The sequence below is a fragment of the Hymenobacter seoulensis genome, assembly GCF_054780535.1.
Genome location: NZ_BAAGWD010000006.1, coordinates 71,999 through 94,368 on the forward strand (window position 1 = coordinate 71,999; position 22,370 = coordinate 94,368).

Sequence of the window (22,370 nt, forward strand, 5' to 3'; positions counted from 1 at the left end):
AACTAATTGGCTTCGGCCAGCTGAGGGTTGGGCTCTACATCAGCCCTAGTGGCGGGGCGAGCAGCGGTACCTTCCCGGAATAAAAGCAGAAACACCACCAGCACCACGGCGGCAATAGCGGCCGGAATCAGCCAGATCATAAACCAGTCGTGGGTGGTAGCACTCAGCTGGTAGCGGTCAAAGACCCGGCCCGACAGCAGGGTCCCGATCAGCATGCCCACCCCGTAGGTGGCCAGCGTGATAAAGCCCTGGGCCGAGCTTTTAAACTGCTCCCCGGCCAGGCGATCCGTATAAATCTGGCCCGTCACGAAAAAGAAATCGTAGCAGATGCCGTGCAGCACGATACCGGCAATCAGCAGTGCGTAGCCGCCCTCCGCGTTGCCGTAGGCAAAGCACACGTAGCGCAAGACCCAGGCCGCCATGCCAATAGCCAGCATTTTTTTCACGCCCAGCTTGCTGAAAAACAGCGGAATGGCCAGCATAAACAGCAGCTCCGATACCTGCCCCAGGCTTTGCACGCCCGCGGCGGCCTTCATGCCCACTTCGTTAAGGAACGGGTTCGTGAAGCCGTAGTAGAACGCCAGCGGAATGCAGATGGCGACGGAGGCCAGGAAGAAAATCAGGTAGGAGCGATTTTTCAGCATGCCAATGGCCTCCAGACCCAGCAAATCACCTAGGGATGAGCTGGTGCCCTTTTTCACCGGGGGAGTGGGCGGCAGCAAGAAGCTGAACACCCCCAGCAGGGCCGAGGCCGCCGCCGCCATGGTGAAGGTAGCCTGCAGCTGCCCGCTTTGTTCCCAGCTCAGCCACCCGATGGTCAGGCCGGCCACAATCCAGCCCAGGGTGCCTAGCACCCGAATGGGGGCAAACTCCTTCTGCGGGTCCTTCATCTGCCGAAACGCAATGGAGTTTACCAGCGCCAGCGTCGGCATGTACAGCACCATGTACGTCAGGATGCTGGGGTAAAACAAGCTGAAGTCCGGGGCCAGGGAAGCGCGCCAGAGCAGGCCCGCCCCCAGCAGGTGCAGCACGCCCAGGATTTTCTGGGCCGAAAAAAAACGGTCCGCAATAAGCCCCACGATAAACGGGGCAACAATGGCCCCAATGGACTGGGTAAGAAAGGCCACGCCCACCTGCGTGCCCGTGGCGCCCAGGTTGCGAAGCAGGTAGGTGCCAAGAGTTACAAACCACGCGCCCCAGATGAAAAACTCCAGGAACATCATGACGGACAGCTTAATCCGGATTGCAGTGGTCATACGCAGGTGGGAAAGGCAGTGAAATAAGTGGTGGGGCGGGGAAAGGCTACTTCAGGGAGAGGATATAGCGGACCATTTCGGCGGCATCCTTTTCCGCCAGGCCGGGGTGGGGCGTCATGGCGATGTCGCCCCAGTTGCCCTTACCGCCCTGAATGATTTTCTGGGCCAGCATCTGCACGTTGGCCTCCGTGGCCGGGTACTTCTGGGCAACGGCCTGGTAAGCCGGACCTAGTAGCTTCTCGTTTTCGCGGTGGCAGCTGGCGCAGTCGGCCCCGGCCATCAGCTTGGCTCCGGCGGCTACCGCGCCCCCGGTAGGGGCCGTGCCGATTTTGGTAACGTTGGTATCAATCTGGGGCTGGCGGGCGACGGCGCTGAGGTTGGCCCCAGTGGTGCTGTCAGCCGCGGGTGCCGTTTGGTCAGCCAGGGTGTAGCTTTCCTCCGATGTGTTTTTTTTGGATTCGCCGCCGCAGGAGAAAAGCAGGGGCAGCAGAGCAAGGAGCAGAAAGGAGTTTTTCATAATGGGGAGTTGAGCAGCATTACAGACCTAGTAGCGCGTTGTTGCGGGCCGCATCAGTGCCGGCCGCCGCAAAGTCATCAAAGGCTTTATCCGTGACGCGGATGATATGGTTTTGAATAAATAGGGCGCCTTCGCGGGCACCGTCCTCGGGGTGCTTCAGGGCGCATTCCCACTCCAGCACGGCCCAGCCGGGGTAGTTGTACTGGGCCAGCTTGCTGAAGATAGCTTTAAAATTTACTTGCCCATCGCCAAGGGAGCGGAAGCGGCCCGCCCGGTCAAGCCAGCTCTGGTAGCCTCCGTACACGCCCTGGCGGCCGTTGGGCGTAAATTCCGCGTCCTTGACGTGAAAGGCCCGGATGCGCTCGTGGTAGATGTCAATGTACGCCAGGTAGTCCAGGCTTTGCAGCACGAGGTGGGAGGGGTCGTATAGCAAACAGGCCCGCGGGTGCTGGCCTACCTGCTCCAGAAACCGCTCGTAGCTGATCCCGTCGTGCAAGTCCTCGCCGGGGTGCACTTCGTAGCACACATCCACTCCGTACTGATCAAAGGTGTCCAGGATGGGTTGCCAGCGCCGCCCCAGCTCCGCAAAACCAGACTCCACCAGTCCGGCCGGACGTTGGGGCCAGGGGTAGAGGTAGGGCCAAAGCAGCGCCCCGCTGAACGTGGCGTGGGCCGTGAGCCCGAGCCGGCTGGAGGCCTGGGCGGCGTACTTGAGCTGCTGCACGGCCCAGGCCTGCCGGGCGGCGGGGTTGCCGCGCACCTGCTCGGGCGCGAACCCGTCAAAGAGCTGGTCATATACCGGGTTTACGGCTACCAGCTGGCCCTGCAGGTGGGTGGAGAGCTCCGTGATTTCCAGGCCGGCTTCCAGCACCGTGCCGCGCAGCTCATCGGCGTACGTTTGGCTTTCAGCCGCCAGCTGCAGATTGATAATGCGGCTGTCGGTGGTGGGCAGCTGCACCCCGTGGTAGCCCAGGCTTTTCGCCCAGGCGCATATTTCCGTCAGGGAGTTGAAGGGAGCTTGGTCGCCCAGAAACTGAGCCAGGAATATGCCGGGGCCTTTAATGGTTTTCATGCGAGGCTATAGGGTAAACTCAGTCCACTTCTGCTCGGAGCGGCCGGAGGCAATCACGTTTTCAATAAAGGCCATCCCTCGCAAGCCTTCCTCAATGCCGGGGTAATCCTGGGCTTCGGGTGGGGCGGGCTCGCCGGTAAGCTCCGCTTGCAGGGTAAGGGCAAAGTTGCGGTACAGGTTGGCAAAGGCCTCGAGGTAGCCCTCGGGGTGGCCGGCCGGAATGCGGCTGTTGTGGCGGGCGGCGGCACTCAGGTAGGGGGCCCCGGTGCGCCGGATTTCGGTGGGGCGGTTAAGCCACTTGACCAGCAGCGTATTGGCGTCGGCCTGCTGCCAGTCCAGCCCGCCTAGGTCGCCGTAGAGACGCAGCCGCAGGTTGTTTTCTTCCCCGGCCGCCACTTGGGTAGCCACCAGCACCCCGCTGGCGCCGTTGCCCAGGCGCAGGAGCACGGCCCCGTCGTCGTCGAGCTGCCGGCCCGGCACTACCGTGTTCACGTCGGCGCAAAGCTGACTGACGGACAGGCCGCTGACGTATTCGAGCAGGTTGAAGGCGTGGGTACCAATGTCGCCCATGGCGCCGGCGGCCCCGCTGCGGGCCGGGTCAGTGCGCCAGGCCGCCTGTTTGTTAGGGCCGCCTTCCTCAAATGTGCTGAGCCAGCCCTGGGGGTATTCGACGTACACTTTGCGCACCGTGCCGAGGGCTCCGCTGGCCACTAAGTGGCGCGCTTCCTTCAGCATGGGGTAGCCCGTGTAGGTGTGGGTCAGGCACAACTTACGGCCCGTGGCGGCCACTACCGCCGCTAACTCCCGGGCTTCGGCCAGGGAAAAGGTCATGGGCTTGTCCAGAATCACGTGGAAGCCACTTTCCAGGGCCAGCTTGGCCGGGGCAAAGTGCAGGTGGTTGGGCGTAACAATGGCCACTACCTGCATGCGCTCGGCCGCCGGCTGCCGGGCTTCCCTGGCCAGCAGCTCGGGGTAGGAGCTGTACACCCGCTCAGGAGCCAGCCCGAGCTGTTGCCCGGTGGCCCGCGACGTTTCGGGGCTGCTGCTGAAGGCTCCGGCAGTTAGTTCATAGAGGCCATCGAGGGCGGCGGCCATGCGGTGCACGCCGCCAATAAAGGCGCCCTGCCCGCCCCCGATCATGCCCAGTCGTAATTTCATGCGTTGTTCCGTTGGTGGGTTTGTTGTTGCCAGCCTGGGGTTGCTTAGTGCCAAGGGAGAGGTGCGGGTGGGGCGTTACTGCTTGCTAGGTAGAAGTTTGTTTGCTCCCCGGCAACTCTCACTTGGCACCTGTCAACGCTAGGTAGCCCAGGCCCGGTCGCCTTTTTTGTAGGGCACGCAGCCCTCGTACTTGCCCGGCACGGGCAGGTAGCGCAAAGCCTTGGTGGCCCCGACTTCGGAGGTGAAAAAGCCCAGCAGCGTCAACTCCTTTATCATCCGGAAGTAATGGTTGGGCGCCTCCGGGGTTTTGGTTTTAGCGTAGTTTTTCTGCTCCGTGTCCAGGGTGGTGAGCAGGGCCGTGCGCTGGGCGGAATCCAGGGCCAGGAAGCCTTTTCGGTAGGTTTTTTCGCTAGCCTGCTCCAGCTTGGTAAGCCCCTGCCGGAAGATCTGCTGATCTGCCGGCTTGTAGCAGTCCCGGACCATCACGGACATAAAGCTTCCCACGTCGGCCAGCTTGGCGCCCGGCGTGTTCGTAGCGGGCAAAATGGTGTCTCCTACTTCGTTGAGGTAGGCCACCTGGTCGGCGCTCAGAAACGGGGGCTCTGTTTTTTTAGCGGCGGGCGCTTTCGTTTTTTTGTCCTCGCTGGGCGAAGAGCAGCTCGTCAGGAAAAAGTCGCCCCCGATTACGGCGCCGCCCATCAGCAGGGCCACCCGGGAGAGTGCATCTCTTCTGTTCATCGGTAGCAGGGGTTAGATGTTTTGCTTGTTTACTTCGCTTACCGCATGATCAACGGCGCGGGCCGTCAGGGCCATGTAGGTCAGGGAGGGGTTCTGGCAGGCGGCCGAGGTCATGCAGGAGCCATCGGTTACGTACACGTTGGGAGCATCCCACACCTGGTTGTGCTTGTTCAGCACCGAGGTTTTCGGGTCCCGGCCCATGCGGGCCGTGCCCATCTCGTGGATGCCGCCGCCCATGGCGTAGCCGTTGTTGTAGGTCTTTACGTTCTGCAGGCCCGCTTTTTCCAGCATTTCCTGGGCATCCTGCATCATATCGATGCGCATCTTCTGCTCGTTGTCGCGGATGCTGGCATCCAGGGCCAGCACCGGCAGGCCCCACTTGTCTTTTTTGTTGGGGTCCAGGAAGGTTCGGTTGTCGTGGTAGGGTAGCGTTTCCCCGAAGCCGGTCAGGTTCATGGTCCAGTTGCCGGGCTCAGTGAGGGCATCCTTGTAGTCCCCGCCGATGTTCATCTCGGCCACATCGCGGCTCCAGCCTTCCCGGCCGGCCCCACCCTGGTAGCCAAAGCCCCGGATGTAGTCGCGCTTGTCGCCGAACATATTGCGGAAGCGCGGCACGTAGATGCCATTGGCCCGGCGGCCGTACACGTACTTGTCCTCGTAGCCTGGCATTTCGCCGTGAGCGCCTACCCGGAAGTGGTGGTCCATCAGGTTGTGGCCCAGCTCCCCGCTGCTGCTGCCCAGGCCCCCCGGCCACACGTCGGTAGCGGAGTTCATCAGCACCCAGGCCGAGTTCAGGGTGGAGGCGTTCAAAAAGATAACCTTGGCGAAGTACTCGTAGGTTTGGTTGGTTTCCGCATCCAGCACCTCCACCCCTTTGGCCCGCTTGGTATCCTTGTCGTAGAGGATTTTGGTGACGATGGAAAACGGGCGCAGGGTCAGGTTGCCGGTGGCCACGGCGGCCGGCAGGGTAGCCGACTGCGTGCTGAAGTACGACCCGAAGGGGCAGCCCAGCCAGCACTTGTTGCGGTACTGGCAGTTGATGCGGTTGTTGTGGGGCTTGGTGATGTTGGCCGTGCGCCCAATCACCATGTGGCGGTTTTTATAGTTCTTTTTGATGCGGGCCGCCACATCCTTTTCCACGCAGTTCATCTCCATGGGCGGCATAAAGTCGCCATCCGGCAGGTGGGGAATGCCGTCGCGGTTGCCGCTGATGCCGGCAAACTTTTCCGCGTGGCTGTACCAGGGAGCCAGATCCTTGTACCGGATGGGCCAGTCCACGGCAATGCCGTCCTTGGCGTTGGCCTCAAAGTCCAGGTCGCTGAGCCGGTACGACTGCCGGCCCCACATCAGGGAGCGTCCGCCCACCTGGTAGCCCCGAAACCAGTCGAAGGGCTTGACTTCCACGTAGGGGCTTTCTTTCTCATTAACCCAAAAGGCCAGGTTGCTTTCGTTCAGGGTGTAGTCGCGGCTGAGCACCGGGTAGTCGGCAATCATCTGCTGGGTTTTGCCGCCCCGGTGGGGCATCTCCCAGGGGTTGGTGTTGGCGTTGACGTAGTCCTTGATGTGCTCGACGTTGCGGCCGCGCTCCAGCATAATGGTTTTGAGGCCTTTCTCGGTCAGCTCCTTGGCAGCCATGCCGCCCGAAATGCCGGACCCAATGACGATGGCGTCATAGGTGTACTTTTCCATAACTAAAAGGTGGGATAGGGGTACGGATCAGTTAAGGGTAGGGGCGCGGGGGCCGGCTACACCAAGTTGCGCTTAATGTGCGCTATGCTCTGCTGGATGCTGTCGAAAGGAGAGCCCGGGGTTTGGTCTTGCTCCACAAAAAAGTACTTCAGGCCCGCGAGCTTGGCCTGGGCGAAGATGCGCTTGAAGTCGATGCTGCCGTTGCCGACTTCGGTGAAGTTGCGCTGGGGCGTCCGGTCCATGTCCTTGACGTGCCAGAGCGGGAACCGGCCGGGGTGCTGCTTGAACAGCGCCACCGGGTCGTGCCCGGCCTTGGTGGCCCAGTACAGATCCAGCTCCATCTTCACCAGCGCGGGGTCGGTTTCCTTCAGCAGCAGCTGCAGGGGCTGCTGGCCTTCCAGATTGGCAAACTCAAAGTCGTGGTTGTGGTAGCACATCTGAATGCCGGCCTTCTTACACCGTTCCCCGGCTTTGTTCAGGCGCTCGGCCAGTAGCTTGTAGTGGTCGAGGTTGCCCCGCTCGCCCTCAAACAAGTAGGCGCACACCATGTACTTGATGCCCACCCGCGCCGCATCATCGACGGCTTGGTCCCAGCCGTGCAGGATGGTGCCGGCCGTGGGCTTACCGTCGTTTTGCTGCTCCCCTAACATGTAGTGGCTGCTGGGCATGATCAGGTTGTTTTGCTTGAGCAAGGCCGCAAAGGCAGCCGGCGTCATGCCGTAGAACTTCTGGGTGCCCGTGTAGGTAGCGCCTTCCAGCGAGTTGTAGCCCAGGCGGGCCACTTTGGCCAGGGTGCCGGCGGGGTCCTTGGCCATGGCCTCCCGCACGGTGTACAGCTGCAGGCCGATGTAGCGGGGGGAAGCCGCGAGCAGGTCGGGGTGGAGCAAAACGCCGGCCGAGAGCAGGGCGGCAGACTTAACGAAGGTTCGGCGGGAATGCATACGGATTGGGAGCAAGTGGATAGGTAGTCAAAGCTCGGCGGACCCGGCCCGGCACTTATGCAGAATTTGCGCAGTCTCGGCCCAAGGCTTGTAAAAACTAATAAGCTATTGTTTATCAAGCAGCTATGTTATAAATAAAAACGGATTTAGTAGCCAAGCTGTCAGTTTTTCTACCCTGGGCCGCCAGTTCTTTTAAACCGGTTTAACGTGACGACGGGCCCGGAACTCGGAAGGCGACACCTGGTAGCGGGCTTTGAAGCTGTTGGAAAAGTAGGAGTGCGACGTATAGCCCACTTCGTAGGCAATGGCCGTGATGGTCAGGGTTTCATCCAGCAGCAGCTCCCGGGCTTTCCCTAGGCGCACCTGCTGTACAAAGTCCGTGACGCTGGAGCCGAGCACGGCTTTCACCTTGCGGTAGAGCTGAGTTCGGGAAAAGCCCAGGGCTTGGGCCAGCTCCTCCACCGTCAGGTCCGTTCGGGTTAAATCCGATAGGATCTGGGCCGTCAGGGCCTCCACAAAGCTGCGGTCGGGGTCGGGAGCAGGGGGAGTGGAAGCAGCCTCAGGAGTAGGAGTAGGGGGGGCCACCAGCTCCCGCCGAAAATGCTCCTGCTGCCGCGCCCGGTTCGCGAGTAGGGTCCGGACGCTTTCCAGCAGCAGCAACGGGCTGAAGGGCTTGGTCAGGTACACGTCGGCCCCGGCCTGCACGCCCTCCAGCTGCTGCTCCGTGGTGGTGCGGGCCGTCAGCAGAATCAGGGGAATATGGGAGGTGCGCCAGTCAGCCCGCAGCCGGGTGGCCACTTCCAGGCCCGTGAGGCCGGGCATCATCACGTCGCAGATAATTAGGTCCGGGATGCGCTCCAGCGCCAGCTGCAGGCCCGAGCTGCCGTCCAGGGCCGTTGCTACCCGGAAGTGCGGGCGCAGCTTGTGGGCCACAAACTCGTTTACTTCGGCGTGGTCTTCAATAACCAGCACCAGGGGCGGGTGGGGCTCCTCGGCGGCGCGGTCGCCGACCGGTTCCTCAACTACCCCGGGCAACTCACTTAGGGCCAGGGCCACTGGCGCGGCCGAGGTGGTGCGCAGCTTCGGCGGTACTTCCCGGGGTAAGCTGACGGTAAAGGTGCTGCCCTGGCCCTCCTGGCTGCGAAACGTCAGCTGGCCCTGGTGCAGGCGCACTAGCCCCTGGGCCAGGGCCAACCCCATCCCGGAGCCCTTAGCCGTCGCGGGCTGCTCGCCCTGGTAAAACCATTCAAAAATATGCGGCGAGTCCTGGGCCCGGATGCCGCGCCCGGTATCAGCAACCTGCACCAGGCCCCAGCGCTTATCTTCCCCCAGCTGCACGCTGACGGTAATCTGCCCCCCGGCGGGGGTGTACTTCAAGGCGTTGGAGAGCAGGTTCAGAAATACCTTGTCCAGCACGTTCCGGTCAAACCAGCCCGGCAGGGTAGGCTGAGCGGCCCGAAAATGCAGGGCAACCCCCTGCACCCGGGCGGCTGGCTCGAAGGTTTCCACCAGCTCCCGCACAAAGGCCACCAAATCATCCTCCCGCGCCTGCACGGCCATCTTGCCCACTTCAATTTTGCGGAAGTCCAGCAGCTGGTTCACCAGCTGCAGCAGCCGCTGGGTATTGCGGCGCACCAGGCCTAGCTCGTGGCGCTGGGCGGGCAGCAGTCCAGTACTGTTGTCGCCGCGCAGCAGCTCCTCTACGGGCCCCAGAATCAGGGTCAGGGGCGTGCGCAGCTCGTGGGAGAAGTTGGTGAAAAACCGCAGTTTGGCCTCGGTTTCCTTGCGGGCCTGCTCGGCCAGCTCGGCAATCTGGTTGCGCTGGGCCCTGATTTCCTCATTCTGGGCGCTGAGCTGGCGGTTGATGATATCGTTGGCCTGGTTCTGGCGGGTCAGCTCCTGGTTGATGGTATCGTTGGCGGCGTTTTGCCGGGCCAGCTCCTGGTTGATGCGCCGGTTGGAGCGGGCCGCCCGCCAGGCGCTGGCTCCCAGCCCCAGGGCGGCCAGCAGCGTCAGCACCAGGCCGTAGAGCACGGTGCGCTGACTGGCGTACGTAGTTTGCAGGGTGCGCAGAAGCTGTTGCTGCTGCTGAATGCCATCCTGCTGGCTGGTGAGCTTGGCGGCCTGCTGCTGCAGGGTCAGCACGTTGGTGGAGTCGATGACGATGGTGCCCAGAATGTTTTCCCGCTCATACGCCTGGTGATGAAGGATGCGCAGGGCGACCCGAATAGCTTCTTCACCTCCTGGGGAATAAAACAAGGAAGCCGTACTGCGGCCCTGCTGCACCATCTCCAGGCCATTGCCCGGCCCGGCCAGCCCATCTACGCCCATGATTTTAATGTCCGGGCGACCCAGCCGCCGGCACACCTCCGAGGCTCCCAGGGCCATCAGGTCGCTATGCGCAAAAATCAAGTCAACCTCCGCGTTTGCCTCCAGCAGCGCGGTGAGCGGGGCCTGCAGGGTAGCCGTGCCCCAGTCGCCGGGAATTTCCGCCGCCAGGCGCAGGCCCGGAAACGCCTGCAGCCCCTGGGCAAAGCCCTGGTGCCGCTCCCGGCTGACGGAGGAGGCAGAGCCGGTTATCTCCACCACAGTGCCGCGCTGCCCGAGTAGTTGCGCCGCATAGCGCGCCGCGGTCACGCCCACCTGGGTATTATCGCCCCCCACGTAGGCCGCGTAGTGCACCGAGGTAGGGCGGCGGTCCAGCACAATCACCGGAATGCCGCGCCGGTAGGCTTCTTCCAGGGCCGGATTCAGGGCGTGCTCCTCGTTCGGGGCGATAATAAGCACATCAACTGGGGCCTGAATCAGCTCCCGAATCTGCTGTTGCTGCCGCTCGCTGCTGCTTTGCGCGTCCCGCCGCAGAAACGCTACTTCCGGATGAAACGCCAGCTCCCGCTCCATACCGGCCAGCATGGCCCGCCGCCAGTCGCCCTGACTTACACTCTGGGAAAAGCCAATCCGATAGGCTGGCGTTTGTTCCGGAGCGCAAGATGTCAGTAGCAGGACCAGCAGCCACACTAGTCGCGTAAGGAAAGCCTGATAGCGCACAAGGATAACAGTAAGTCCGGGTACCACGAGGGCCTGGCCCCCATCCTGCCAAATATAAACGAAAAGCTTAGTGCTCCGCATTTATAGCCTGGCTCCCTCGCCCAGAGCCCCCGCTTAACTCTTGTTACGGTGTACGAACGCTAGGGTCCCGGAAGCCAGGCAGCTTGGTGGCTTTCCCCTTGCACATACACCCATTGATAAAGGGCCAAGGCAAAGCGGACAGCCCGGCTTCTACATCAGAGCTAGCCGTGCTACGGACTGAAACCGGCAACCGGTACGTGCGGCCCGAAGACCGGCCCTATACTCAGCCGGGGTGGCCGGGGTAGGAGCGGGGAAATCCCCACTTCTGCCCCGGCCACCCCGGCCGGTACTCTTTAATTGAGCGGCTCCTAGGTCCGCTGACTTGGGCTACCGCCAGCCCCCACCCAGGGCCCGGTACATATTGACGGTGGCATTAAACTGCTGCATTCTGGTTTCAATCAAGTCAAACTTAGCTTCCAGGGCATCGCGCTGGGTGAAGAGCACTTCCGTGTAGTCGGCGCGGGCCGAGCGGAACAGGCTGCTGGAAATGGTGCTGGACTGATTTAGCGCCTGCACCGCCTTTTCTTTTTCCGCGTAGCTTTTTTCCAGGTTGCTGATGCTGGCCAGCTGATTGGCTACTTCCACGTAGGCGTTGAGCACCGTCCGCTCATACTGGTACACGGCCTGGGTCTGCAGGGCGTTGGTGCTGCCAAACACAGCCTTAATGCCGTTGCGGTTTACCAGCGGGGCGGCTAAGTCTCCGGCCAGGGAGTACAGCATTGATTCGGGGGTAGTAAACAGCAGGCCGGGCTTAAAGGCCCCAAACCCCGCCCCCCCGGTTAGGCGCAGCGCCGGATAGAAGTTGGCGCGGGCCACCTGCACATCCAGCTTGGCCGCCGCCAGCCGCTGCTCTGCCTGCCGGATATCGGGCCGGTTCTGCAGCAGCTGAGCCGGAATGCCGGCTTGCATCGTGCGGGTCACCAGGCTGTTAAACAAGGCATCGTTGCGGACAATGGGCCGCGGGTAGCGGCCCACCAGCACGTTTAGCCGGTTTTCGGTTTCCACGATGCGCTGCTGAATGTTGTACTGGAGGCTGCGGGTGGTATGTACTTGGGCCTCAAAGCGCTGTACGGCCAGCTCGGTGGCTCTCGCCGATTCCTTCTGCAGGCGCACCAGCTCTAACGCATTGGTTTGCAGCTCGATGTTCTGGCGGGTGATAGCCAGCTGGTTATCCAGGCCCAGCAGCTCGTAATAGGAGGTGGCAATTTCAGCAATCAGGTTGGTAACCGTGAAGTTCCGACCTTCCACCGTGGCCAGGTAGCGGTTGGCGGCGGCGGCCCGGGCATTGCGCAACTTGTGCCAGATGTCCACCTCCCAGCTGGCCACGGCCCCCAACTGGTAGTTGGGCAGGGGGTTGGGCGTGCGCTGATCGGGCTGAATCTGAACGCTTTCCTCCGTGGCCCCCTGCAGGGTGTAGCGGCCGGGGCGTTCCACCTCGGCTTTGGCCCCCAGCCCGACAAAGGGCAGGTACTCGCCCTTGCGGATTTGCACCTCATTGCGGGCAATCTGGATTTCCTGACGCGCGATATTCAGCTCCTGGTTGTTAAGCAGGGCCGTATCAATAAGGGCGACTAGGGTCGGATCAGTGAAAAACTCCTTCCAGCGTAGGCGGGCGGAGCTGGTAGTGTCCTGGGCGGTCGCAGCTACGGAGTAGCTGACCGGCACCCGGCGGCTTTCCTGGCGGGCCACCTGCCCCGGGGTGGTGCAGGCCGCGGCGGCCAGGGCCAGCAGGGCCGCGCCCAGGCATTTGGTGAGGGGTAGGTTACGCATGAATCTCAACTTCTTCAACTAAAACGTGGGGCTCGAACTCCGACAGGGGGTGCTCGTTTTCGTCCCCGATCAGCTGGCGGCCGGCGGCCAGGGAACCAAAAATGTAGTAGAGGCCCGGCACGATGATGACCCCGAACACGGTGCCGAACAGCATGCCGCCCAACGCGGAGGTGCCAATGGTGCGGTTGCCGATGGCGCCCGCACCGTGGGCCAGTACCAGCGGAATCAACCCCGCAATAAAGGCAAACGAGGTCATCAGGATGGGTCGGAAACGCACCTTGGCGCCTTCAATGGCGGCCTTGCGGACGGACATACCCTCCTCGTGCTTCTGCACGGCAAACTCCACAATCAGCACCGCGTTTTTGCCGAGCAGGCCCACCAGCATCACGAGGCCCACCTGGGCGTAGATGTTGTTAGCCAGTCCCATGCCTTTGATGAGCAGGAAGGAGCCGAAGATGCCGGCCGGCAGGGACAGGATAACGGCCAGGGGCAGCAGGAAGCTTTCGTACTGGGCCGCCAGCACCAAGTACACGAACACAATCACCACCAGGAAGATGTAGATGGCCTCGTTGCCGCGGCTTACCTCGTCTTTCGAGAGGCCGCCCCAGTCGATGTCGTAGCCCCTCGGTAGGGTTTTGGCCGCCACCTCCTGCACCGCCTTGATAGCCTCGCCGGAGCTAAAGCCCGGGGCCGCATCGCCGCGGATGGAGGCCGTGGGGTACATGTTGTAGCGGTTGATTTCGTTGGCGCCCTGGCCCTTCACAATCTTCATAAAGGCCGAAAACGGTACCATTTCGCCCTTATCGTTTTTCACCCACATATCCAGCACGTCCTGGGGCAAGCGGCGGTACTCGGGGGAGGCCTGCACAAACACCTTGAAGAAGCGCTGGTACTTGATAAAGCCCAACTCGTAGGTAGAGCCCACCATGATGGAGAGCGTGTTCATGGCGTTGCCAATGCTCACGCCCTTCTGCATGGCCAGCTGGTTATCAATCTGCAGCTCGTACTGGGGGTAGTTGGCCGAGAAGAAGGTGAACAACCCGCTGAGCTCCTGGCGCTTTTTCAACTCGGCCATGAACTCATCGTTTACCTTTTCCAGGGCTTTGTAGTCGCCGGTGGAGGTTTTATCGAGCAGCTGCAATTGGAAACCACCCGCGGCCCCGTAGCCGGGTACTGCCGGCGGCTCAAAGAACTCGATGGTCGCACCGGGAATTTCCTTGGCTTTTTCCTCCAGGCCTTCTACAATTTCATGAATGGACTGCTTGCGCTTGGCCCAGGGTTTCAGGTCAATGAGCAGGGTGCCGGCGTTGGAACCGCGCCCTTCCGTCAGCACCTCGTAGCCAGCCAGCGAGGAAATGCTTTCCACCCCGGGCACTTCCTTGGCCAGCTTGGACAGCTGCTGCGACAGGGCATTGGTGCGCTCCAGGGTGGAGCCGGGCGGGGTCTGGATAATGGCGTAGAGCATGCCCTGGTCCTCGGCGGGGATAAAACCCGAGGGCAGGGTAGTGGAGATGCCGAAGATGCCCAGCCCGAAGCCCATCAGAATCAGGAAGGTGAGCACGCGGCGGTCCACTACTTTTTCCAGGAAGCCCACGTAGTGACCGGTCAGGCGCTCAAAGCCGCGGTTAAACCAGTCGATAAAGCGGTTAATGGGCGTTTTCTTGCGGGGCTGGCCGTGGGTGTTCTTCAAGATCATGGCGCAGAGCACCGGCGTCAGGGTCAGGGCCACGATACCCGAAATCACAATGCTGGAAGCCATGGTGATGGAGAACTGCCGGTAGAAAATGCCCACCGGACCGCTCATGAAGGCCACTGGCACGAACACGGCCGTCATCAGGATGGTAATGGCGATGATGGCCCCGCTGATTTCGCCTACTACCTCGCGCACGGCCCCGTACGGCGAGAGGTGCTTTTCCTCCATCTTGGCGTGCACCGCTTCCACCACCACAATGGCGTCGTCGACCACAATACCGATGGCCAGCACCAGGGCAAACAGGGTAATCATGTTGATGGTCATCCCGAAGGCCTGCATGGCGATAAAGGCGCCCACCAGCGACACCGGCACGGCAATAATCGGTATCAGCGTCGAGCGCCAGTCGCCCAGGAACAGGAACACCACGATGGCTACTAGAATAAAGGCGTCGCGCAGGGTATGAATCACGTTCTCGGTGGAGGCGTCCAGGAAGTTCGAGACGTCGTAGCTGATTTTGTAGTCCATGCCGGGGGGCATCGTCTTCTTCAGCTCTTCCAGCTTGGCTTTCACGCTCTTGATTACCTCCACGGCGTTGGAGCCGTAGGTTTGCTTGAGCATGATGGCCGCCGAAGGGTAGCCGTCGAGGTTGGAGTAGATGTCGTAAAATTCCGAGCCCAGCTCCACGTTGGCTACATCCTTGAGGCGGAGGGTTTCCCCGTTGGCGTTGGCCTTGATGATGACGTTCTTGTACTCCTCCACATCATTGAAGCGGCCCTTGTAGGTGAGCACGTACTCCAGCGCGGAGGCCTCCTTGCCATCGGAGCGGCCGATGCGGCCCGGCGAACCGATTACGCTCTGGTCGTTGAGGGCTTCCATTACGTCGTCCACCGACAGGTTGTAGGCCCGCATGCGGTCGGGCTTCAGCCATACGCGCATGGCGTACTGCCGGGAACCCAGGATGCTGGCCCGCCCAATTCCGTCGATGCGCTGGATTTCGGGCAGCATGTTTACCCCGGCAAAGTTGAAGAGGTACCGCATATCGGTATTCTTGTCTTTGCTGTAGAGGTTTACATACATGAGCATGTTGGGCACCACGCGGTTTACCACTACCCCTTCCCGCTGCACGAGCACCGGCAAGCGGTTCAGGATCTGGGCAATGCGCGTGTTCACGTTCACCACGGCCTGCTCGGGGTCGGTGCCCAGGTTAAAGACAATCTGAATGTTGGCTTCCCCGGCCGACACGGCGTCGGAGGTCATGTACTTCATGCCGGGCACGCCGTTGATGGCCTGCTCCAGCGGAATCAGCACGGACTCAGTAAGCACTTTGGCGCTGGCGCCGGGGTAAGCGGTGCTCACCATCACCATGGGCGGCGAAATCTCCGGAAACTGGGAGGTGGGCAGGGTATTGATGGCCAGCATGCCTAGGAAAAGGATGACCACCGAGATGACGATGGCCAGCACGGGCCGGCGAAGAAATTTACTGAACATGAGGTATCGGTTCGTAGCGATGAAAGCCCGCGGGCTACTCGGAGTACACCTTCAAATGGGAGATAACCGAGGTAGGCGCCTGGTACTGGAACTGGATCTTTTCGCCGTCCTTGACCTTGCGGATGCCTTCCAGCAGGATTTTGTCGCCGGCCTGCAGGCCCCCGGAAATGATGTAGAGGTCGGGCATTTCGGCGGCCACGGTTACTTCGCGCTGGTGTACCTTTTTCTTGTCATCCACCACGTACACAAACTTCTTTTCCAGCACCTCGAAGGTGGCTTTCTGTGGAATGATCAGGGCATTTTTCAGGGGCACGCTCATCAGCACGCTGCCGGTCTCGCCGTTGCGCAGCAGCCCCTCGGGGTTGGGGAAGGTGGCCCGGAAGGCGATGTTGCCGGTTTCGTTGTTGAAGTCGGCCTCAATGGTTTGCACCACGCCGGGGTGGGCAAACACCTCGTTGTTGGCCATGCGCAGGCCCACGTTCACCGAGCTCTTGGCCTGCACGTGGGTTTTGTAAGCCAGGTACTCGGCCTCGGGCACGTTGAAGTACACCCACATCCGGCTGTTGTCGGAAAGCGTGGTCAGCAGGTCGCCCTCATCTACCAAAGAGCCCAACCGGCCCTGAAAGTGGTCCATAATCCCGCTGAACGGCGCCCGAATAGTGGTAAAGCCCAGGTGGGTTTGCGCCAGGGCTACTTCGGCCTTGGCCTTATCGAGCTTGGCTTCCGCCAGCGCCAGCTCGTTGGGCGACACCACGTTTTTGTCGGCCAGCTGCTTGGTGTTGCGGTACTCAATGCTCACGAACTTGGCCTCGGCTTCTGATTTTTTCAACTCGGCCTGGTAGAGCAGGGGCATAATCTGAAACATCAGCTGCCCTTTCTTCACCGTTTGCCCTTCGTCCACGAAAATCTGCTGGAGGTAGCCTTTTTCCAGGGCCCGCAGCTCGATGTGCTGAATGGAGTGAATCTGGGCGACGTACTCTTTGGTGATGGCCGTGTCCTTTTGCAAAGGACTGGTTACCAAGTAGGTAACCTTAGCTTCTTTTTCCGCTTTTTTGGTGGAGCAGCTCGTACCGCAGTACAGGCCGCCAACCAGGGTAAGCAAGAACAGGGAGGTTCTTTTCATCAGAACGAGGACGGTGATACTTGGAAATGGTAAGTGGAACCAAGGACCGGAAGCACTTCTTTGCGAATCACTAGGCCCAATGCGGCAGCGAAGCACGCACCCCGAACATGAATATTTGGTGAATGCCGCCGGCGCCGGCCCGCTATCCGCCCACCCATGGTGCCGCCCCACTTAAGTATTGGGGTTTAGTTACTTCAGCACCCTAGTAAAGTATCGTGCGTCCGGGTCAGAGCACCCCTTTCCTGACCCAGACGTTGGCCGGAAAATTTAGGCAAGTTGTTAGGGCGCTACCCCGGTTTACAGACCAAAGTGTCCGGCGTTCTATTTGGCCATTGCAGCCTCATTACTGCCCGAACGCCAGCGGCAAGATGTGGGACACAGAGGGCATAAAACACCACTGCTCAGACGTCGGTCGGCGTCTGAGCAGTGAGAGGGTAAAGTAGGCAACTGAGGCGGTTTGCGCCCGGAATAGGGCTAGGGTACGCTTCAGACTAATCTGCGGAGTTAGGCCGAATGGGTGGGCCCGCTACCAGAAGCGGTTGGTGCATACCACTTGCGTTTTCTTTTTGAGGCGCAAGCCCAGCAGCACTTCGTGGCTGCCGCCGTGGTAGCCGGAAAGCCCGGAAAGGCCCGCATCGTAAGAGTAGCCCAGGGTAAACTGCTCGTAGCTCAGGCCAACCAGGGCCACCGCTGAGTCAAAGGCCCGCCACGACACGCCAAACCACAGCAAATCCTGGTACTTCAGCTTGGCGTTTAGGTCCAGAGAAAGCGGGGCCGGGTCGACGGCCTTGACCAGCACCGAGGGCACCAGGGACCAGTCGTCATTGAGCTGGAGGCGCACCCCGCCCGTGGCAAAGTAGTGCCGCTTCAGGTAGTTGCCGGCCCCATCGGCCAGCTGGGCGGGGCCATAAGAGAAGTTGAGCTTGTTGCCCAGTAGCTGGGCTCCCGACACCCCGAGGTAAAACCGGGAGCTGTACAACCACAGCCCAACGGTGGCATCCGGCACCCGGGAGGCATCGCTGGCCGCTACCGTCGTCTGGTCGAAAAACCGCAGCATCTGCCCGTCCACGGCAAACTGCTGCATGCCCGCCGACGCCCCCAGGGCCAGCCGCAGGTCGGGTCTCAGCACCAGGTTGTAGGCGTAAGAAAGGTAGGCGCCTTTGCGGGAGGTAGGCCCCGTCATGTCATTGTACACGAGGCCCCCGATGGCGTGAAAGGGCCGGCGGCGGTCGCGCAGGGTGCGCTTGCTGGTCGTGCGCCACTTGCCCAGCGAAGAGCTGGCGCTGATATAATACGTTTTAGGCGCGCCTTCCAGGCCCGTCCACTGGGTCCGGTAGCTGGTCTTGATATCAATATAATCCTCGACCCCCGTCGTGCCCGGGTTGAGAATGTAGTTGTTGTTCATGTACTGGCTGTACTGCGCCTGCTGCTGGGCCCGGGCCGGCGCGGCCGCCAGCAGCAGAGGTAGCAGAAGTAAAATTAAAGCTCGCGTCATGGCAGGAATTGGCTTAAGGATCGAGCTAACCGTGGGTGATAGTTCATCTTTGGCTAGCGAGCACTGGGGCGGCTAATGACTAGTATAGAATGGTAATCGACCCGCTGTAGGACTTGCCCAGGGGACCTTTCGTAACGACGACGTAGTAGTAGGTGCCCACCGGGGCGGGCTGCCCGTTGATGTCGCCCTTCCACTCATTGCTTCGGTTGTAGCCGTTAACCGAGAAGATGCGGTTGCCCCAGCGGTTAAACACGCTCACGGTGTTGTCGGGGAACTGCTCAATAAACTCGATCTGCCAGGTGTCGTCGCGTCCATCGCCGTTGGGAGTAAAGGCGTTGGGAATCCGAATCGGGGGGCGCACTGTTACCGTCACCTGATCCGAGTCGGCGCAGCCCCCTGCCCCGCCCGAGAGGGTGTAGGTGGTGGTAACAAGAGGCGAGGCCACCGGCCGCAGCGGGTCATTAGGAGAAATTACCAGCCCCGTGGCCGGGGTCCAGGTGACAGGGTAGGTGCCGTCGGCCTGGCCCTCCAGCACCACGGAAGTGCCGGCCAGAATTTCCTTGTCCGGGCCCGCATTTACATCAACGGGCGGCAGGATGCGCGCCGTTATGGGGTTGGAAACGGCCGTCACGGCCTGGCCGCAGACATTGGTAGTGCGCAGGCGCAGGGTTACCACTTGGCCCTCGCGCAGGGTGGTGCTGGTGAAAACCGGGTTGGTAGCTCCCGCCACCGGGTTGCCGTTTACCAGCCACTGGTAAGCGGGCGTGGGGCCGGGGTTGGTTACGTTGGTGAGGCTGAAGGTCAGCGGGTCGCCCGGGCACACGGGTCCGCCGGGCTGCACGTTGATGGACAGGGTAGGTGCCGGCGTAGGCGTGCGCGTAACGGTAACTGAAGCTTCGGCCGGTCGGGCGCTGCACAGCCCCGCCGTGGGCGTGACTTCCACCTTCACTACATCCCCGGTTGCCAGGGTGCTGCTGGTAAAGGTGGGACCGGTAGCTACGGCTACATTATTCACTAGCCACCGGAAAGTGGGGGCGGGGCCCGCGTTGGTAGGCACGGCCGTAAAGGTCAGGGGCGTGCCAGCGCACTGCACCGGCGGCGCAGCCAGCGTTACACTAGGGGTAACCACGGGCCGAACCTGAATGGTAACTACGTTGGAGACTTCCGTGGCGCAGGTACCGGTACCCGAGGTTACCCGGCGTCGATAATACGTAGTGGCTGTCAGTGACCCCGGGGTGTAGGTGGCGCTCGTGGCCCCACTGATAGCCCGCCAGGAAATATTATCAGTAGATGACTCCCACTGGTACGCAAACGTGCCCGTGCCGCCGGATGCCAAGCTGCTGCTGGTGAGAGGGTTCGGGGTTGTGCCGGCGCAGATATCCTGGTTGGCCGCAATGGTGCCCGCCCGCAAGGTTGGCAGCACGGTTACAGCAACTGAGGGCGAGGCTATCGGCCCGCACGGACCAGAACTCACCTGGCGACGGTAATAGGTAGTAGCCGTAAGGGGGCCAGGCTGATAGGTAGCGCCGGTGGCGCCGGCAAGTGGCGTCCATGTAGAGTTATTGGGGCTCGACTCCCAAAGGTAGGTGTAGCTGCCCGTACCACCCGTAGGGGCGGCGGTGCTGGTCAGGCGAGTGGGTGTAGCCCCCAAGCACAAGGCTTGCGGGGCGCCAATGGTGCCGGCCGTTAACGCCGGGGTAACGGTAATGGTGACCACGTTGGAAACGGCCGGGGCGCAGGCGCTGCCCGAGGTCACCCGACGGCGGAAGGAGGTAGTAGCCGTGAGGCGGCCAGGGGAGTAGTTTGGCCCCGTAGCCCCAGCAATGGCGGTCCAGGTGGAGTTGTTCGGGGACGATTCCCATTGATACGAGAAACTGCCCGTGCCACCGGTAGCGGGTGTTTCGCTGGTTAGGGGTGCGGCCGTTGCGCCCGCGCACAAAGCTTGGCTGGCGGCAATGCTGCCCGCGGTTACGGCCGGTACCACCGTTATCGTTACGGTATTGGAGGGAGGAGCCGGACAGGTGCCCGAGCGGACCTGACGCCGGAACAAGGTGGTGACTGTCAGGGCACGGGGTGCGTACGTGGCAGCGTTAGCACCCGAGATAGGAGTCCAGGTAATGTTGTCCACGGAGGACTCCCACTGGTAAACGAATGTGCCCGTGCCGCCAGTAGCAGGAGCAACACTGGTCAGCGGGGCCGGGGTATTGCCTACGCAAACCGTTTGGTTGGCTGCAATGGAGCCGGTTGTAACGGCGGGCAGCACCGTAATGGCCACCGAAGTTGTAGGGGTGCGGGGGGCGCAGAAGCCCGACGTAACCAGGCGGCGGAAGTACGTGATGCCCGTAGGTAGGACGCCGGGGGCATACACTAGGTCGTTGGCGCCGCCAATGTCGGTCCAGGTAGAGTTGTTGCGGGAAGACTGCCACTGGTAAGTGAATTCCCCGGTGCCGGCGCCGGCCGGGGCAGTGCTGGAAAGCGGAGCGGGCGTCGCCCCCGCGCACAGGGTTTGGTTGCCGGCAATTCCGCCCGGGGTAGGGGCCCCGGGTACGGGTACCAGGAACGTGGCTTCCCGGCAAAAGCAATCCGTGCTGATGCGCAGCTTAACCGTGTATTCGCGGGCCGTAGGGAAGGTGTGTACCGGGTTTTGCTGGGTTGAGGTAGTGCCGTCGCCAAAACTCCAGAGGTAGGTCTGGGGACTGTAATTCGCCGGCGGGGCCGTAAAGGTTATCTGCAGGCAACCAGTAGACTGTGCGGTAAAGCCCGTTCTGACCAGAGAGCTTTGGTTGAAGTTCGGTAGTCCCAGGCCGCTCCGGCGGCCAGTTTCCAGCAGGAGGCTATCCTCAGCAAAGCCAATGGCGGCTCCTATGGAGTCGGGGTAGGAAATAAAGCCCAGGGCCGGCTGTTGGTCGCGGGCCACGTAAATCTTGCCATCGGGGGCCGCCTGCATAGAACCCAGCTTGGCCGTCTGCTTAAGCGGAATAACCTTCTTGCTGGCGGGAATATCGGTGGTATCAATAGTAAACTGCAGCAGCTGAGGCGGATCCAGCACCGTAGCGTAGAGCTTAGAGCGGCTGGGTGAAAACTCTACCCCATAATAGCGTCCGGCCTTGGCATCCACCACGCGGGGATTACTCACTATACCTGTTTCAGGATCAAAAGCAAAGAGCTCCACCGTGCTGGCGCTGTCCCCGGGCGTGTCGCTGTAGCGGGCTACCGCCAGCTGCTGGCCATCGGGTGATACCTTCATTTGCCCTTTAAAGCCCTGGGCCGCCACGCTAGGGGCATGGAGCTTTCCAACCTTCGAGATTATCGGTGTTTCATCCACGCCGGTGGTCCGCACGCGGTAAGCCAGAAAAGCGTCCCCGCGGTTGTCGAAGCCCGACGTTGCCGTGCCCCACCCGTGCACGATAACCCAGATGTCGCAGCCGTTTTTGTGAAATACGCCAGTCATCTTCTCCGTCGTGCCCTTGGCCAGGGGCTTGTTTTTGGTGGCTGCTACCACGTCGCCCAGGTCAGACCCGGCCGGGATAACAATCTCCGAATAGCTTAGGCCCTTGGGGCCACCCTGCGCATCCTGGGTAAAAAGATAGTACCGCCGCTCGCCCCCCGGCTGCACAATGCCGGGTTTCTTAATGGCTAGGGGACCATCGGTAGTAAGGCGATTACCGCCCATACCGGTGCCGTTAGGCATGATGTTATGGTCCCGGTTCCAGACGGTTTCGCCATTGCTATAAAAAAGCAGGCTGCCATTGGCATCCGACATCACCCCGGAGCCGGCGGGCGCATCCATCTGCCCGTCCGTCAGCACGGTGGGCTTTATCGAGTCGGTGGCCTGGTTAAAGTCCAGACCTGCCTTGAAACCGAAATACCAGGTGTTGATGAACTTCTCGTCCTGGCTGCACTCCGGGGGCGGTGTTCCCTGGGCCTGGGCGGAGGTAATGGCTCCGGTCAGCAGTACCAGCAGCGTCAGTAGCCAGGCGGCTCCGGCTTGCCGCCAGCCCCCAGGCTGAGGGCGGAGGGCACCAGACCGCAGGCCGGGCAGTGGTGGGTGGCTGATAACAGGCAGGGTAGGATGCGCTAGCTCGGCGGGCATAGGGAGATAGGTAAGCGGGCGGACAGATCAGCGGGTACTCCGAAACAGAAAGCACCTTGCGCCGACCGGAAGGAACGGAACCAGTTGATTTAATTCTGCTGCAAAAGCACTCAACCGGTTCCACTAAAGCTACACACTGTTAGCTAAGTTTTTACAATGAAGTACCTGAATAGTGCTACGGGCCGGCCCAAGTTCCCCGTCTCAGGAG

At 61.4% G+C, this 22,370-nt stretch carries 13 protein-coding genes; all 13 read right to left on the bottom strand.

Translation table 11 applies throughout. The features are described 5' to 3' along the window. Positions 1 to 2: 2 nt before the first annotated feature. Positions 3 to 1,256 (bottom strand): nucleoside permease, encoded by a 1,254-nt coding sequence (locus ACYVHC_RS19230; protein ID WP_460615427.1) that lies wholly within the window; start codon positions 1,254 to 1,256, stop codon positions 3 to 5. Between the two features lie 46 nt (positions 1,257 to 1,302). Then, a complete protein-coding gene (locus ACYVHC_RS19235) occupies positions 1,303 to 1,773 on the bottom strand; it encodes a c-type cytochrome (protein ID WP_460615428.1) in 471 nt (156 codons plus the stop codon). Between the two features lie 19 nt (positions 1,774 to 1,792). Beyond that, a complete protein-coding gene (locus tag ACYVHC_RS19240) occupies positions 1,793 to 2,845 on the bottom strand; it encodes a sugar phosphate isomerase/epimerase family protein (protein WP_460615429.1) in 1,053 nt (350 codons plus the stop codon). Between the two features lie 6 nt (positions 2,846 to 2,851). Further along, positions 2,852 to 4,003: a Gfo/Idh/MocA family protein gene (locus ACYVHC_RS19245; protein ID WP_460615430.1), complete on the bottom strand. Its 1,152-nt coding sequence runs from the start codon at positions 4,001 to 4,003 to the stop codon at positions 2,852 to 2,854. A gap of 138 nt (positions 4,004 to 4,141) precedes the next feature. Continuing rightward, the gene (locus ACYVHC_RS19250; protein WP_460615431.1) at positions 4,142 to 4,741 is read right to left on the bottom strand and encodes a gluconate 2-dehydrogenase subunit 3 family protein; all 600 of its coding nucleotides are present in this window, start codon (positions 4,739 to 4,741) and stop codon (positions 4,142 to 4,144) included. A gap of 12 nt (positions 4,742 to 4,753) precedes the next feature. Continuing rightward, a complete protein-coding gene (locus tag ACYVHC_RS19255; protein ID WP_460615432.1) occupies positions 4,754 to 6,430 on the bottom strand; it encodes a GMC family oxidoreductase in 1,677 nt (558 codons plus the stop codon). A 56-nt stretch (positions 6,431 to 6,486) separates the two neighbouring features. Next, positions 6,487 to 7,371: a sugar phosphate isomerase/epimerase family protein gene (locus tag ACYVHC_RS19260; protein ID WP_460615433.1), complete on the bottom strand. Its 885-nt coding sequence runs from the start codon at positions 7,369 to 7,371 to the stop codon at positions 6,487 to 6,489. Between the two features lie 192 nt (positions 7,372 to 7,563). After that, positions 7,564 to 10,419, bottom strand: a complete 2,856-nt coding sequence (locus ACYVHC_RS19265; RefSeq protein ID WP_460615434.1) for a substrate-binding domain-containing protein — start codon at positions 10,417 to 10,419, stop codon at positions 7,564 to 7,566. A gap of 408 nt (positions 10,420 to 10,827) precedes the next feature. Continuing rightward, entirely contained in the window at positions 10,828 to 12,270 is a 1,443-nt protein-coding gene (locus tag ACYVHC_RS19270; RefSeq protein WP_460615435.1) for a TolC family protein, read from the bottom strand. Then, positions 12,263 to 15,451, bottom strand: a complete 3,189-nt coding sequence (locus tag ACYVHC_RS19275; RefSeq protein WP_460615436.1) for an efflux RND transporter permease subunit — start codon at positions 15,449 to 15,451, stop codon at positions 12,263 to 12,265. The genes ACYVHC_RS19270 and ACYVHC_RS19275 overlap by 8 nt, the downstream gene beginning before the upstream one ends. 34 nt (positions 15,452 to 15,485) lie before the next feature. Continuing rightward, the gene (locus ACYVHC_RS19280) at positions 15,486 to 16,574 is read right to left on the bottom strand and encodes an efflux RND transporter periplasmic adaptor subunit (RefSeq protein WP_460615437.1); all 1,089 of its coding nucleotides are present in this window, start codon (positions 16,572 to 16,574) and stop codon (positions 15,486 to 15,488) included. A gap of 526 nt (positions 16,575 to 17,100) precedes the next feature. Continuing rightward, the gene (locus ACYVHC_RS19285) at positions 17,101 to 18,069 is read right to left on the bottom strand and encodes a PorP/SprF family type IX secretion system membrane protein (RefSeq protein ID WP_460615438.1); all 969 of its coding nucleotides are present in this window, start codon (positions 18,067 to 18,069) and stop codon (positions 17,101 to 17,103) included. Positions 18,070 to 18,148: 79 nt separating this feature from the next. Then, positions 18,149 to 22,162, bottom strand: a complete 4,014-nt coding sequence (locus ACYVHC_RS19290; RefSeq protein WP_460615439.1) for a T9SS type B sorting domain-containing protein — start codon at positions 22,160 to 22,162, stop codon at positions 18,149 to 18,151. Between the last annotated feature and the right edge of the window lie 208 nt (positions 22,163 to 22,370).

Excerpts from the sequence above, each read along its gene's own strand:
- ACYVHC_RS19235 (WP_460615428.1), bottom strand. The coding sequence starts at position 1,773 with ATGAAAAACTCCTTTCTGCTCCTTGCTCTGCTGCCCCTGCTTTTCTCC.
- ACYVHC_RS19260 (WP_460615433.1), bottom strand. The coding sequence starts at position 7,371 with ATGCATTCCCGCCGAACCTTCGTTAAGTCTGCCGCCCTGCTCTCGGCC.
- ACYVHC_RS19270 (WP_460615435.1), bottom strand. The coding sequence starts at position 12,270 with ATGCGTAACCTACCCCTCACCAAATGCCTGGGCGCGGCCCTGCTGGCC.
- ACYVHC_RS19230 (WP_460615427.1), bottom strand. The coding sequence starts at position 1,256 with ATGACCACTGCAATCCGGATTAAGCTGTCCGTCATGATGTTCCTGGAG.
- ACYVHC_RS19250 (WP_460615431.1), bottom strand. The coding sequence starts at position 4,741 with ATGAACAGAAGAGATGCACTCTCCCGGGTGGCCCTGCTGATGGGCGGC.
- ACYVHC_RS19275 (WP_460615436.1), bottom strand. The coding sequence starts at position 15,451 with ATGTTCAGTAAATTTCTTCGCCGGCCCGTGCTGGCCATCGTCATCTCG.
- ACYVHC_RS19245 (WP_460615430.1), bottom strand. The coding sequence starts at position 4,003 with ATGAAATTACGACTGGGCATGATCGGGGGCGGGCAGGGCGCCTTTATT.
- ACYVHC_RS19240 (WP_460615429.1), bottom strand. The coding sequence starts at position 2,845 with ATGAAAACCATTAAAGGCCCCGGCATATTCCTGGCTCAGTTTCTGGGC.
- ACYVHC_RS19290 (WP_460615439.1), bottom strand. The coding sequence starts at position 22,162 with ATGCCCGCCGAGCTAGCGCATCCTACCCTGCCTGTTATCAGCCACCCA.
- ACYVHC_RS19280 (WP_460615437.1), bottom strand. The coding sequence starts at position 16,574 with ATGAAAAGAACCTCCCTGTTCTTGCTTACCCTGGTTGGCGGCCTGTAC.
- ACYVHC_RS19255 (WP_460615432.1), bottom strand. The coding sequence starts at position 6,430 with ATGGAAAAGTACACCTATGACGCCATCGTCATTGGGTCCGGCATTTCG.
- ACYVHC_RS19285 (WP_460615438.1), bottom strand. The coding sequence starts at position 18,069 with ATGACGCGAGCTTTAATTTTACTTCTGCTACCTCTGCTGCTGGCGGCC.